The organism is Rhizobium sp. Leaf371 (assembly GCF_001424045.1).
GTDB lineage: Bacteria > Pseudomonadota > Alphaproteobacteria > Rhizobiales > Rhizobiaceae > Ferranicluibacter.
Genome location: NZ_LMQB01000025.1, coordinates 25,326 through 38,980, shown reverse-complemented (window position 1 = coordinate 38,980; position 13,655 = coordinate 25,326). Strand labels below are relative to the sequence as shown.

At 61.7% G+C, this 13,655-nt stretch carries 12 protein-coding genes and 1 pseudogene; 5 read left to right on the top strand and 8 right to left on the bottom strand.

Annotated elements, in window-relative coordinates; genetic code table 11:
- Positions 1 to 263: 263 nt before the first annotated feature.
- The 5 genes from ASG39_RS16390 to ASG39_RS16370 form a co-directional block, all read right to left on the bottom strand.
- Complete coding sequence (locus ASG39_RS16390) at positions 264 to 1,901, bottom strand: FGGY-family carbohydrate kinase (protein WP_062596061.1); 1,638 nt, start codon at positions 1,899 to 1,901, stop codon at positions 264 to 266.
- A 47-nt stretch (positions 1,902 to 1,948) separates the two neighbouring features.
- Positions 1,949 to 2,677: an SDR family oxidoreductase gene (locus ASG39_RS16385; RefSeq protein WP_062596060.1), complete on the bottom strand. Its 729-nt coding sequence runs from the start codon at positions 2,675 to 2,677 to the stop codon at positions 1,949 to 1,951.
- Positions 2,678 to 2,698: 21 nt separating this feature from the next.
- A complete protein-coding gene (locus ASG39_RS16380) occupies positions 2,699 to 3,949 on the bottom strand; it encodes an ABC transporter permease (RefSeq protein WP_062596059.1) in 1,251 nt (416 codons plus the stop codon).
- Complete coding sequence (locus tag ASG39_RS16375; RefSeq protein ID WP_062596058.1) at positions 3,946 to 4,764, bottom strand: ATP-binding cassette domain-containing protein; 819 nt, start codon at positions 4,762 to 4,764, stop codon at positions 3,946 to 3,948. Before ASG39_RS16375 ends, ASG39_RS16380 begins: the two co-directional genes overlap by 4 nt.
- Before the next feature lie 72 nt (positions 4,765 to 4,836).
- Positions 4,837 to 5,880 carry a sugar ABC transporter substrate-binding protein gene (locus ASG39_RS16370; protein WP_062596057.1) on the bottom strand — a complete coding sequence of 348 codons (1,044 nt, stop codon included), beginning with the start codon at positions 5,878 to 5,880 and terminating at the stop codon, positions 4,837 to 4,839.
- 262 nt (positions 5,881 to 6,142) lie between these two features.
- On the opposite strand from ASG39_RS16370, the gene ASG39_RS16365 reads away from it, so the two are divergent.
- The gene (locus ASG39_RS16365; protein ID WP_062596056.1) at positions 6,143 to 7,162 is read left to right on the top strand and encodes a LacI family DNA-binding transcriptional regulator; all 1,020 of its coding nucleotides are present in this window, start codon (positions 6,143 to 6,145) and stop codon (positions 7,160 to 7,162) included.
- 90 nt (positions 7,163 to 7,252) lie between these two features.
- Here ASG39_RS16365 and ASG39_RS16360 read toward each other — a convergent pair whose 3' ends face one another.
- Both ASG39_RS16360 and ASG39_RS16355 read right to left on the bottom strand, forming a co-directional pair.
- Positions 7,253 to 8,161, bottom strand: coding sequence for a HAMP domain-containing sensor histidine kinase (locus ASG39_RS16360; RefSeq protein ID WP_347360163.1), 909 nt, complete (start codon positions 8,159 to 8,161; stop codon positions 7,253 to 7,255).
- Between the two features lie 209 nt (positions 8,162 to 8,370).
- Positions 8,371 to 9,114 (bottom strand): alpha/beta hydrolase, encoded by a 744-nt coding sequence (locus tag ASG39_RS16355; RefSeq protein ID WP_244481254.1) that lies wholly within the window; start codon positions 9,112 to 9,114, stop codon positions 8,371 to 8,373.
- A 311-nt stretch (positions 9,115 to 9,425) separates the two neighbouring features.
- Between ASG39_RS16355 and ASG39_RS16350 the strand changes: the two genes are divergently transcribed.
- The 4 genes and pseudogenes from ASG39_RS16350 to ASG39_RS24575 all read left to right on the top strand — a co-directional run.
- The gene (locus ASG39_RS16350; RefSeq protein ID WP_062596053.1) at positions 9,426 to 11,246 is read left to right on the top strand and encodes a methyl-accepting chemotaxis protein; all 1,821 of its coding nucleotides are present in this window, start codon (positions 9,426 to 9,428) and stop codon (positions 11,244 to 11,246) included.
- Positions 11,247 to 11,348: 102 nt separating this feature from the next.
- On the top strand, positions 11,349 to 12,533 hold the full coding sequence (locus ASG39_RS16345; RefSeq protein WP_082477314.1) for an IS3 family transposase: 1,185 nt from the start codon (positions 11,349 to 11,351) through the stop codon (positions 12,531 to 12,533).
- Positions 12,534 to 12,572: 39 nt separating this feature from the next.
- Positions 12,573 to 12,971 (top strand): annotated as a pseudogene (locus tag ASG39_RS23430) (IS5 family transposase); the annotation flags it as partial.
- 1 nt (position 12,972) lies between these two features.
- Positions 12,973 to 13,133: transposase (locus tag ASG39_RS24575; protein ID WP_347360166.1), on the top strand; the 161-nt coding region annotated here is incomplete at its 5' end.
- Positions 13,134 to 13,150: 17 nt separating this feature from the next.
- Here ASG39_RS24575 and ASG39_RS23425 read toward each other — a convergent pair.
- Entirely contained in the window at positions 13,151 to 13,435 is a 285-nt protein-coding gene (locus tag ASG39_RS23425; RefSeq protein WP_082477312.1) for a PAAR domain-containing protein, read from the bottom strand.
- Positions 13,436 to 13,655 lie beyond the last annotated feature (220 nt).

The following is a 13,655-nucleotide window of genomic DNA, read 5'->3' as shown; positions in this document are numbered from 1 at the left end:
CATTGATTTCCCTTCCCGGAACTCTCGGGCCGAAACGCCAGAACCCCCGGTCCGTTCTCGAACCGGGGGTTCTGTCATGCCGGAGACGGCATTGTCGCCAGCACGCGCACCAACATCTCAAGATGATAACGATTTCCGTTCCCTGAATGCCGCCCATTACCGCCGTGCAGGGATCTGCGTCGCAGGCTTTTCGGACCGATCAGATCCGAATCTTTAGACCGGATGCAAGCCTTCGGGAGACCGGATGCAAGCCTTTGGGCTTATCAAAACTCTCTCATTGCGCGCGCCTGCTCTTGCAACGTGGTGAAAACCCCGTAGCGGCGATGATGAAGGGTTGCGATCTCGTTTTCCGCAGGGGCATATGTCCGATCTGCATGACTGAGCGCTTTCATGGCAGCGCCGGTCTCGGGAAAAGCGCCGCTGGCGACGGCACCGAGGATCGCCGAGCCGAGCAGGACCGGCTCTTCCGAGCGGGTGGCGACGACCGGTTTGCCGCAGGCGTCGGCAAGGATCTGGCGGACGAGATCGTGCTGGCCGGCGCCGCCGCTGATCACCACGCGGTCTACGGGCGCACCGGCTTGCGTCTGCGTGTCGATGATCTGGCGAAGACCATACCCAATGCCGCAGAGGCCGGCCACGTAGAGGGCAATGAGGCTTTCGGTGTCCTCTTGCATGCCGAGCCCCGCGATAACGGCGCGGGCGTGGGGGTCGGCAAAGGGCGCGCGGTTGCCGAGAAACTCCGGGACGACATGCAGGCCGGTCGCAAGCCGCGCGGCCTCCGACGCCGAGGCTGTGCGGGAGGCGGCCGCGTTGGCGATGAAGACCGGCAGGGAGAGACCTGCCGCTGCCGCCTCCAATTTCGCCGATGCGGCTGCGGGATGGAACGCCAGAAGATGGTCGATCGCCGAGCCAGCGGCGCTCTGGCCACCTTCGTTCAGCCACATTCCCGGCACCATCGCGGAGAAATAGGGGCCCCAGACACCGGGTACGAAGACCGGCTCCGTCGTCGATGTCATGGTGCAGGACGAGGTTCCAAAGACATAACCGAGATTGGCACCTGGGCCCCCGTCGATCCCGACGGTGCCGATGCCGCCCGCATGAGCATCGATCATGCCCGCCGCAACCGCGGTACCAGGGCTCAGGCCCATGGCGAGGGCTGCATCAACCGACAGTCCCTGCCCCAGCGGCGTGCCCGGTGCGACGATTTCCGTGCCGATCCGGGCGAAGCCTTCCTCTGCCAGCACGTCGAGACCGATCTTATGGAAAAAGCTCGGGTCCCACCGCTTTTCGTGGGCCAGATAGGTCCATTTGCAGGTCACCGTGCAGGTGGAGCGGGCAAGACTGCCCGTCGCTTTCCAGGTGAGAAAGTCGGCGAGATCGAAGAATTGCCAGGCCGCGTCGAAGACGGTGGGCCGGATTTGCCTCAGCCACAGGAGCTTCGGCGTCTCCATCTCGGGCGAGATCCGCCCACCGACATAGCGCAGCACGTCGTGGCCGAGATCGTTGATGCGTTCGGCCTGCGCCACGGCGCGGTGATCCATCCAGACGATGATATCCCGGTCCGGATCCTCAGACGGGCCGACCGGAAGGGAGGCGCCCCCCGGCCCGAGCACGACCAGCGAGCACGTTGCATCGAAGCCGAGGCCGATCACCGCGGCGGGATCGATGCCCGCCTTGCCGACGGCGTTGCGCACGACATCGCAGACGGCCGCCCAGATCTCTCGGCTCGATTGCTCGACCATCCCGCCGGCATCGCGAAACAGCGTGATATCGCGTTTGGCGACGCCTAGCATCCGGCCTTCGAGATCGAAGACGCCGGCGCGTGCGCTGCCCGTGCCCACATCGACGCCGATCACATAACGGGCGGCTGGCTGGGTGATCGCGCTGTCGTCTTCTATCATTGTCTTGTCTCTGGCTTTGTCTCTGGGCGTCGCGGATCGACCGCCGATCAGAGATCGACGCTGTTGGGGAGGATCACGAGGTCGCGGATGGTGACGTTGCGCGGTCGCGTCAGCATGAAGAGCACGGCATCGGCCACCTCTTTCGGCTGCATCAGGCTGCCATTGGCCAGGGCCTCGTCCATCTTGGCCTTCGGCCAGTCGTCGAGAAGGGCAGTGACCACCGGGCCGGGAAGGACAGCTCCGACGCGAACGCCATGCGGCGCGACCTGGCGGCGCGTCGAATGAACGAAGGCCTGAACGGCAAACTTCGATGCGGTGTAGATCGGCTCCCAGATCACCGGCACGACACCGGCAATCGAACTCGTGAACAGGATGTCGCCGGACTTCTGGGCGATCATATGCGGCAGAACCGCGTGGACCGAGCGGAATGCCGCGTTGATGTTGAGGTTCAGCATCCGGTCCCACGCATCCGGATCGCCCTCGGCAATCGCGCCGCCGACATAGGCACCGGCATTGGCGTGGAAGACGTCGAGGCGCCCGGCAAGCTCGAGGATGCGCGGCAGAATGCCCGAGAGTTCCTTGCCGTCCATCAGGTCGATGACCAACGGCTTGGCGCGGTCTCCGAGTTCCGCACAGAGCGTGTCGAGCTTGTCCTTGGCGCGATCGATGAGGACGACGGTGGCGCCTTCGGCGATGAGAGTGCGGGCACAGGCAAGGCCGATGCCGGAGGCGGCCCCGGTGATGGCGACGACTTTTCCGGTCATGAGATCAGACATGAGACATTCTCCCGTAGTGTTTCAGGCTCGGCCGTGGCTGACGCGCGAGCGGCGAGCCAGCGAATCCACGATCACGGCGATGGCGAGGACGGCGCCTGTGATCATGTAGCGCAAAGACGAGTTGAGGTTGAGCAGGGTCAGGCCATTGGAGATGGCCTGGATGACGATGATGCCGAGCAGCGCGGAATAGGCGCTGCCGCGTCCGCCGAAGAGGCTGGTGCCGCCGATGACCGCTGCGGCGATGGCGTTAAGGTTGACGTCGCCGGTGCCGGCCTGCTGGCTCGATGACGCAAGGCGTGAGGCGGAGAGAATACCGCCGAGGGCGCCGAGGGTCGAGCAGAGCACGAAGGCACTGGTGTAAATTCGGCGCACATTGATGCCGGAGCGCCGGGCGGCTTCGCGATTGCCACCGACGGCAAACATGGACCGGCCCCACTGCGTCCGTGTCAGGCCATAGTTCAGAACCATGGCCAGCACCACGAAGAGGCCGAACATCCACGGCACGCCACGCCCGAGATTGAGATAGGAGACGATTGCCTCGATGACGATCGTGAGGATGCCGGCCTTGACGAACAACGTGCTCAGCGGCTGGGACGAGAGGTTGACCGCCTCGCGACGCTTGCGCACCGACAGGCCGACGACGACCATGACGAGGCCCGGAAGCAGGCCGAGCAGCGCCGACATCCAGCCGGGCATGACGAGGATCTGGCCGAAGCGCACGAGCGGCGAGGCATAAGGCAGGTTGATGCTGCCGGTCGGCCCGAGAATATAGAGCTGCAGGCCAAGCAGCGCGAGCAAGCCGGAGAGCGTGGCAACGAAGCTCGGCATGCCCAGGCGATTGTACATGAACGCATAAAGCGCACCGACGAGCGCACCCGTGACAAGGGCTGCACCGATGGCGACGACCAGCGGCAGACCGGAATTGACCCAGAGAACGCCGATGATGGCCGAGGCAAGTCCGCTCATCGAACCGACAGAGAGATCGATTTCGCCGAGGATGAGAACGCAGACGATGCCGAGCGAAATGATGCCCACGGTCGCGCAGTCGAACAGCAGATTGACGAGGTTGTTCGGCGCGAGGAAAATCGGGTTCAGAATGCTGAAGACGGTGGAGATGACGATCAGGCCGATGGCGACCGGCAGCATGCCGAGATCGCCGGATTTGACGCGGCCGACAAGGGTATGCAGGGCGCCCGAGAGACCTTCGGCATGCACGACGCGAACGTCGCTGCGGTCAAGCGCCGGGCCCTTGAGGTTGGGATTCTGGCTCATGCGGTGCTCCCGCTCAAGGGGTTGACATCGGCTTTGCGCTCGATCCGGCGCGAGACCGCATTTTCGGTCGCACCGGTGATCGAAGCGACAAGCTCATGATTGGAGGCATCCGGGCTGAAGACGCCGTTGTTGCGCCCGAGCCGCAGCACGACGATGCGATCGGCAACGGCGCGCACGTCCTCCATATTGTGGCTGATGATGATGACGCCGAGCCCGCGCTCCCTGACGCGCTCGATGAGGTTGAGCACCTCGGCCGTCTGGGCGACGCCCAGCGCCGCCGTCGGCTCGTCGAGCATGATGATCTTCGGGTCGAGCAGCAGCGAGCGGGCGATGGCGACGGTCTGCCGCTGACCGCCGGAGAGCGACGCGATCGGCTCGCGCACGGAGGGTATCCGTGCGGCAAGCTCCTTCAGGAGCGTCCAGGCGCGGACTTCCATCGCCACTTCGTCGAGGCTCCATGGCGAAACTTCATGCCCGAGGAACAGGTTGGCGACGACATCGAGGTTTTCGCACAGCGCCAGATCCTGGAACACCGTGGCGATGCCGAGCTCCAGCGCCCGGCTGGGGCTGTCGAGGCTGACGGGCTTGCCGCAGAATTCGATCTGTCCTGATGTCGGCTGGTGCACGCCGGCGAGAACCTTGATCAGGGTCGATTTGCCGGCACCATTGTCCCCGACGAGCGCGACGACCTCGCCGGCATTCACCTCGAGATCGATATCGGTCAACGCGGAAACCGCGCCGAAATTCTTGGAGATTTTGGTCAACCGAAGAATGGGACCGCCCGTCGCCGAGCCTTCCGTCTGTCTGTCCGCCATGATGCGCGCTCTCTGTTGAGGAGGGATCGACCGGTCGAGCCGAAACGCGACCGGTCGCTTGCCGCAAGCGGCTTACTGGATGCCGAGCTTGGCGCAGCCTTCGGCGTATTCGCCGGTGCAGACTTCGGCCACCGTCTGGATCTTCTTGTCGAAGATCTCGGCCTTGATGTTCTCGGCCGTTACGACAGCGGGCACGAAGAGTTCCGAAGGGGTGTCGTAAAGCGAGGTCTTCGCTTCCGGCGTCTCGCCCTTCAGGAACTGGACGGCAACCTTGGCGGCCGCCGCCGCCACGATTTCCGACGGCTTGGAGATCGTGTTGTACTGGTCGCCCGAGATGATGAGCTGCAGCGCGGCGATGGTCGCATCGTTGCCCGTGACCGGAGGAACAGGATTGACGCCGGCCGCCTTGAAGGCCGCGATGGCGCCACCGCCGGTGCCGTCATTGGCCGCGACGACGCCCTTGATGTCGGCTCCGAAGCGGGTGATCTGGCCGGCAGCCCATTCCTGCGCCTTTGGCGGCGCCCATTCCGGCGTGTCGAATTCGGCGAGCGTCTTGTAGCCGGAATCCTTCAGACCGCGATGGATGCCGTCGCGGATCAGGCCGGCGGCAGCGTCGGTCGGCGAGCCGTTGATCTGCAGTACGCCGGCACCTTCGGCAGCGCCGCTCTTCTTCAGATGGGCAACCAGCGACTGGGCGATGGCGTGGCCGATGCCTTCATTGTCGAAGGACACGTAGAAATTGGCGGCCTTGGCCGGGATCGGACGGTCATAGGCGATGACCTTCACATCCTGCGACTGGGCGATTTCCACAAGCGCGGCGGCAGCGGCGGAATCCACCGGGTCGAGAACGATGACCTTCGCGCCCTGCGCGATGACCGAGTTAAACTGCTGCTGCTGCAGGGCCGTGTCCGCATTGGCGTTCTGGTAGATGACGGTGCAGGCCGCGCAGAGCTTTGCCATCTCGGCCTTGAAGCCGGGATAGTCGTGGTTCTCGTAGCGCGTCGAGGCCTGGTCCGGCATCAGGAACGCGACGGTCGCGGCTTCCTGCGCGAAGGCAGAGCCCGAGAACATGGCGGCAACGGCCGTCGTCACCAGCAGTGTAGAGCGAAAAGTCATAGTCTCCTCCTTTTGAAATCGTCTGCGTCACCGAAGACCTCGCCACACCTCATCGTCGCCGACGCGCGGGATGCCATTCGGCATCGCGGTCCGCAGAGCCGAAACATCGTGCTCCGGCATCGGCTTCGATCAAAATCGGGCGAACATCTCCAGGCCAACCCTCCAGTTGGCCAATTCATCGATTGCGCACTCTTGCTCAATCGATGGAGCATGTTTGTCACGAGATTGAATCGGTGTCAAGTTGGGGAGAATGGAGACTGATGTGAATCAGGAAAAATCATCGAAGAAGACGACCATCTACGATCTGGCAGAACTTGCCGGCACGTCGGCCAGTGCCGTCAGCGCGGTTCTCAACGGAACATGGAAGAAGCGCCGGATCAGCGCCAAGCTGGCCGAGCGCATCACCACGCTCGCCGACGAGCAGGGCTATGCAGTCAACATGCAGGCGAGCCTGCTCCGGCGTGAAAAATCCAAGATCATCGGCATGATCGTGCCGAAATACGACAACCGCTATTTCGGCTCGATTGTCGAAACGTTCGAGACGATGGCGCGCGAGCGCGGGCTCTTCCCCATCATCACCTGCACGCGGCGCGATCCGGAACTGGAGGTCGAGGCGGCACGGACCATGCTGTCCTATCAGGTGGAATGGCTCGTCTCGACGGGTGCGACCGATCCGGATCGCATCAGCGACCTGTGTGCGGCCGCAAACGTCGGGAGCCTGAACCTCGACCTGCCCGGCACAAAGGCGCCCTCGATCATCTCGGACAATTTCACCGGCGCCCGTGAACTGACCCGCCGCATCATGCTGAACAGCCGTGTGAAGTTCGGGCAAGCCCAGCCGTTGCTTTTCATTGGCGGCCGAGCCAGTGATCACAACACGTCGGAGCGCATCCGCGGCTTTCGCGCGGCGCATGCCGATATCGACGTGCCCGTCGACGAGAGCCATATCCTGGCGAGCGGCTACGCACCGGAAAAAGCAGAGGCTTCGCTCGCGTCATTGGCGAGAACGGAGGGATCGCTGCCATCGGGGATGTTCGTGAACTCCACGATCTCGCTGGAAGGCGTGATGCGCTGGATCAAGCGATCGGGCCATTATGGCGAGCACTCGCCCGTCATCGGCTGCTTCGACTGGGACCCATTCGCCGCTCTTTTGGGCGACGATGTCGAAATGGTCCGCCAGGATGTCCCCTCGATGCTGGATGCCGTTTTCGCCATCATAGAGAGTGGCGCGGCAGACAGCACACGGATCGAGATTCCACCCATCTTCAGCGAGAACTTCTAACCTCTCGCTGACGCTCGACACGATGTGCGCTTCGTTCGCGTCTCTTCCAGGGGCATCGCAGAGATGGGATCTCGCCGAGTGTTTCGAGCATCAGCTTGCCCGAACCGATGACAAGCGCAACCTGAAGCTCGTCACGCCGTCCTCTGATGTCACGTCTAAAACCGCATCATGCGCCTTCGCTATCTCGGAGGCGATGTGCAGCCCCAGGCCGAGACCTTCGCTATAGCCGCTGGACGCGCCGCGGACGAACGGCTCGAACAAGCGATCCATCGCGTCCGGCGGGATCGTCGGGCCTTCATTGGTGACGATGACGGTGAGATCTCCCGATGCGGTGCTGACGGCGCTGAGGCGGACGGGGCGATCCGTCGCCCCATGCGAGATGGCGTTGCCGAGCAGGTTCGAAACGAGCTGAGCGATGCGGCTCGGATCACACTCGACCGGCGTCCGCAGGTCGAATGTCGCGTCGATGACCCTGTCCGGGTTCGTGGCTCGAAGTTCATCGACAACCTGGCTCAAAATCGCCGGCAGCTGGTCGGTGATGCACTGTGTCAGCACGATGCCGCCACCAAGCCGCGCGCGCGCAAAATCAAGGATATTCTCGATGAGGCCGAACATCCGTTGGACGCTTCCCTCCATGAGAACGAGGACGCGCGCGCCGCGTTCTGTCGTACCCTCACGTGAAAGGGCCCTGACACCTGCCGATACGGCAGCCAACGGATTGCGCAGGTCGTGTCCGAGAACGGCGACGAACTGTTCGCGCAGCTTGCCCGTCTCCAACTCGCTGTGGCGCGCCACCTCGGACGCCTCTCGCGCCTCGAGAAGACCGCGCTCGTACCGGCGGCGCTGAACGGCTGGAAACACCGTGAGCCTGATCGAAGACTCCTGTTCGCCGGCAGGACAGAAGAGAGCGCTGACACTGGCCGGGAAAGCCCCTCCGCCGGCGTCGAGGAAGTCGAAAGAGATCTCGTGGCTGGCGCCTCCAAGGCGCAGAAGCGGCATGAAATGGGTCTCATAGGCGATCCGACTCGAAACGCTGAGGCGCGCCGCGATCCGCTTTCCGACAAGTTCGGCACGCGCGCACGAAAGCCAACGGCAGAAGGTCCCGTTGACCATCCTGATCGTCCCGTCCTCGCTGAGCACGAGATACCCGCAGGGTGCATTCTCGAAAAGATCGTCCGGGGTCGGGAGACCTGTTGCTGCCGGTCGAGTCATGGCGATCCGACAAACGCCTTGATTGCCTCGTTGACGGCATGGGGCGCGCTGAGATTTGGACAGTGGCCTGTGGCATCGAGTATGACGAGCGACGCGTCGGGAACCTGCGAGGCGACATAGGCCCCGATATGCTCGCCGGCCAGAATGTCATCCCGGCACTGCAGGACAAGCGTTCGCGCAGAGACTTTGGGAAGGTCCGGCCGATTGTCAGATGTGAATGTGGCCCGCGCAAACGTGCCCGCGATAGCAGGATCCATCCGGCAGAAAGCACTCGCAAGCTCCTGCCCCAGCTCGGGCCGGTCGGCATTGCCAATGATCGCCGGTGCCATCGTGTTCGACCAGGCGGCGTAGTTGTTGCTCATCGACGCAAGAAGCTCATCGATATCGCCCTGCGTAAAGCCACCGAGATAATCCCCGTCATTGAGGAAGTATGGTGACGGGCAGACCAGTACGAGCTCGTCGAACAGTTCAGGCGCGTCGATCGCGGCGAGGACGCCAATCATCGCGCTCACCGAATGCCCGACAAAGATCCCGCCTTGAACACTCGCCTCGCGCGCAATCTCGATCACATCCTCGGCGTACCCTTTTAAAGTCGCGTACTTGGCCGGATCGAAGGCATTGCTATCCGACCCCCCGCTGCCGACATGATCGAAGGTCAGAATCCTGAACTCTTCCGAAAATTGCGGGGCGACGTATCGCCACATGCCCTGGTCGCACCCATAGCCGTGGGCAAACATCATCGTCCGGGGCCCGTTCCCGGTGGTCCTGACATTGTTACGCTGATGCGCGGAGAGAGGCATTCCATTTCCATTCGGCCCAGACGCCCCGGATACCGACCCGATACCGACAGTGGCGCTTCAGTTCATCCGAATATCGCAAAATTCAAGCGTTTGGTAGCGGCAAGCGGATTGAACGGCGGCTTCCGTTGCCATCACCAGGCAAAGCCTCGGTCGAAGGTCACCTTCCCGCATCCCAAGCCGGTTAAGATATTCCTTATTTGTTTTGTGCCATTCTGTCGCTTGTTACTGGAAGTCGGGCGTGGGGTGGGAAAATGACAACGATCAGAAGCAAGATGATCATCGTGAGTGTCGCGATGTTCGCGCTGGCCGGAGGCTCGGCAGGGGTCGGTCTCCTCAGTTCGCGCCTGCTGACGGCAAACGTCACCGAAGTCTCGGACTCCGCCAGCATCCTTCGCAACCATATGGAGGCGGACATGATGCATGACGCCCTCCGCGCCGACGTTCTCTCCGCGATGCTGTCGCGGGATCCATCCACCAATATCGAGATTTCCGAGGTCAAAAGCGATCTCGCAGAACATGTCACCAACTTCCGCTCGGCGATTGCCGAAAACACGAAGCTTGCAGGCGAAAGCCCGATCGGCAGCGTGCTGAAAGACCTGAATGCGCCGTTGCAGGACTATATCGAAACCGCAACGCAGCTCGTCGACAAAGCCACCTCCGCTCCGGACACAATGCAAGCCGCCTTCCCGGACTTCAAGGCCAAGTTCACGGCCCTCGAGTCTGCCATGGAGAAGGCCGGAGATGCGATCCAGATGTCGTCCGAGGACGTCCTGAAGCACAGCGGTGACCTCTCGACGCTGGTCTCGATGGTTCTGCTGTCCATCCTCGCATTCTCGGTCGCGTCCGCACTCGTGCTGCTCGTGATCAGCCGCCGGACGATCACGAAGCCGATAGAGACCTTATCGCTAGCGATGCAGGACCTTGCGGCAGGTCATACGGAATCGAGCGTCGCCGGCAAGGATCGGTCCGACGAGATCGGTCAGATGGCAAAGGCCGTGGAGGTCTTTCGTCAAGCGGCCATCGCAAACCGGAAACTCGAGACCGAAGCCGAGGCCCAGAGACAGAAATCGGAGAGCGACCGGGCCGTTTTTGCAAGGGACGCGGAGGCTGCGGCACAGCAGCGCCTGCAGCAGGCGACGAGCAGCCTGGCGACGGGCCTGCGACGCCTTGCAGACGGAGACCTGTCCTTTCAGCTCCAGGAACCATTCGCTCCGGATTTCGAGTCCCTGCGCCACGACCTCAATCATGCCGTCTCCCGGCTTGGCACCACGCTGAGCTCCGTCGCGCATGCAGCAATCTCCATCGACAGCGGCACGCGGGAGATCAGCACGAGCTCCGACGACCTGTCCAAGCGCACCGAGCAGCAGGCCGCTTCGCTGGAAGAAACCGCAGCGGCGCTCGATCAGATCACGGCCAATGTCTCGAACGCCTCCAAACGGGCCGACGAGGCCCGCGAAGTTGCGATCCTCGCGAACACCAGCGCGACCCGCTCCGGTGTTGTCGTGGCCGGAGCTGTCGGCGCCATGGAACGGATCGAGGAGTCCTCGGGCAAAATCTCTAACATCATCGGCATCATCGACGAGATTGCTTTCCAGACGAACCTGCTCGCGCTGAACGCAGGCATCGAGGCCGCGCGAGCGGGCGAGGCAGGACGAGGCTTTGCCGTCGTCGCCCAGGAAGTGCGCGAACTGGCGCAGCGCTCCGCCCAGGCAGCCAAGGATATCAAGGAGTTGATCCGCATCTCGTCGACCGAAGTCGCCAGTGGCGTCACCTTCGTGCGGGAAACGGGGGAAGCGCTGAAGGCGATCGAGACCCACGTCTCCAGCATCAACCGACACATGGACGCAATTGCCACCTCCTCGCGCGAACAGTCCGTCGGCCTTGCGGAAGTCAACACGGCCGTCAACCAGATGGACCAGGTGACGCAGCGCAACGCGGCCATGGTCGAGGAAACGAACGCCGCCAGCGCAACGCTCGCCAACGAGAGCCTGCTGCTTCACGATCTCATCGCCAAGTTCAAGCTGACGAACGACAAGGATGCGGCAAGAACTGCGGGACGCCATGCCGCATGATAGCCGCTTGATGGGGCCTCCGCGTTGTAGCGGGGGGCTCAGTCAGAACTGAACCGCGCCGGGTTTGCCGGAGGCTCCAACTTCTGAGAAAGTGGAGTCATCATGAGCAAGACAACGAACAAGTTTTCACCTGAAGTCGGTAGCCGTGCCACACATATGGTGCTGGACCACGAGGCCGAGCATCCATCCCGCTGGGCTGCCGTTTCATCTATCGCTGCCAAGATCGGCTGCTCGCTAGCCGCCCTGCACGAATGGGTCAAGAAGACCGAGGTCGACAGCGGCAATAGAACGGGCCTGCCGAGCGATGTCGCCGAGAAGATGAAGGTTCTTGAGCCGGAGAATCGGGAGCTTCGTCAGGCCAACGAGATTTTGCGCAAAGCTTCGGCCTATTTCGCCATGGCCCCTTTCAGCGAATGCAAGCATTCGCTTGCCGGGCAAGGGGAGCTCGGCCGCCCCGTCAACTACTACGAGAATGTCGCCAAACGCCTGGACGTGGATCGCCTGTCGATCCGCGCCCGCAGCAATATCGGCCTGAAGATCGAGATATTCCGTGTCTTCGAACAGAACTTCCGCGTCTATGGCGTTCGCAAGGTCTGGCGGCAATTGAAGCGTGAAGGCTTTGACGCCGCCCACTGCACCGTTGCTCGGCTTATGAGGTCGATGAGCCTGCAGGGTATCATTCGAGGAAAGCCGATCCGCACGACATTCTCGGACAAGTCGGCCCCGAACCCGCTTGACCGGGTTAACCGCCAGTTCAAAGCCCCAGCACCAAACAGGCTGTGGGTTTTGGATTTCACCTATGTCGCCACCTGGCAGGGCTTCGTCTACGTGGCCTTCGTGATCGACGTATTTGCTCGTCGCATCGTTGGCTGGCGGGCGAGCCGGACGGCACATGCAAGCTTCGTCCTTGATGCCCTTGAGCAGGCACTTCATGATCGGCGTCCCGTTCATGGCGGCGGCCTTGTGCATCACTCGGATCGCGGCGTCCAATACGTGTCCATTCGGTACTCCGAGCGGTTGGCAGAAGCTGGCATCGAGCCTTCTGTCGGAAGCGTCGGCGACAGTTACGATAACGCCCTCGCCGAAACGATCAACGGTCTTTACAAGGTCGAAGTCATCCACCGGCGCGGGCCATGGAGGAACTTCGAAGCGGTCGAATTCGCCACTTTCGAAGGGGTCGATTGGTTCAACCACCGACGCCTCCTGGAGCCCATCGGAAACATACCGCCAGCCGAAGCTGAAGAGCGATATTACGCCATGCTGGACGAAGCAGCCATGGCCGCATAACTTAAACGAAATGGCCTCCGGCAAACCCGGTGCGGTTCAGCCCACCGCACGGCAGCGAGCCTGCTTAAAAAGGGGATGTTCCCCGACGTATCTGACGCACCAAGGGCGGCCTGAACTCCAAGCTCCACACCGTCTGCGACGACAAAGGCCGTCCCGTCGTCATGCTGTTATCGGAACGTCAGATGAGTGACCACAAAGGCGCCCGTCTCGTGCTGACCGCCCTCCCGCCAGCCAACGTCCTTATCGCCGATCGCGGCTACGACAGCTCCTGGTTCCGGCAGGCGCTCGTAACCAAGGGCATCGAACCCTGCATTCCGTCGAGCCGAAGCCGGAAAATTCCTTATCCCTACGACAAGGTACTCTATCGCCAGCGCCACAAGGTCGAGAACCTCTTCGCCAAGCTCAAGGACTGGCGACGCATCGCTACACGATACGACCNCTTATCCCTACGACAAGGTACTCTATCGCCAGCGCCACAAGGTCGAGAACCTCTTCGCCAAGCTCAAGGACTGGCGACGCATCGCTACACGATACGACCAATGCGCCCACACTTTCTTCTCAGCCATCTGCATCGCTGCAACCGTCATCTTCCGGATTTGAAACAATGAGTCCTGAGCCTAGTCAAACTTTATCCAAGTGATCCCTTCGACAATCTCGCCGCCGTGGGCACACTTATCATTTAAGCGCGCAATCTTTTTTCCCTCAACGAAAGCCAAAGTAGAGCCTTCTGCTATTTGATCGTCGGTCGGAATACCTGTACAGACACACACGTCACCGACCGTGGCAATCGCTACGCCATTTACGGTTACGAAGCTTTGCTGTGTTGCCGTAATTGGTCCGCCCTCATGATCATGAACGGGACATTTATGTTGGTGACCTTTAAGAGATACTGGTTGGGGCATTATAGTGACCTCTCACATGTCCTTCTTGTCGATCCACTCGATGTTATTTCTGACAAAGTAAAAGAGTGGTATGAATGTGAGAAAGTGCAAAAAATACCAATTAAAGGTATAGGTTCCTACGAAGTAGGAATATAAAATTGATATCGCTCCGGACAATGGTATAAAAATCATAAAGCCAGTTCGGTGAGTTAATTTGAAAAATTTCCTCCTCATGTCACAT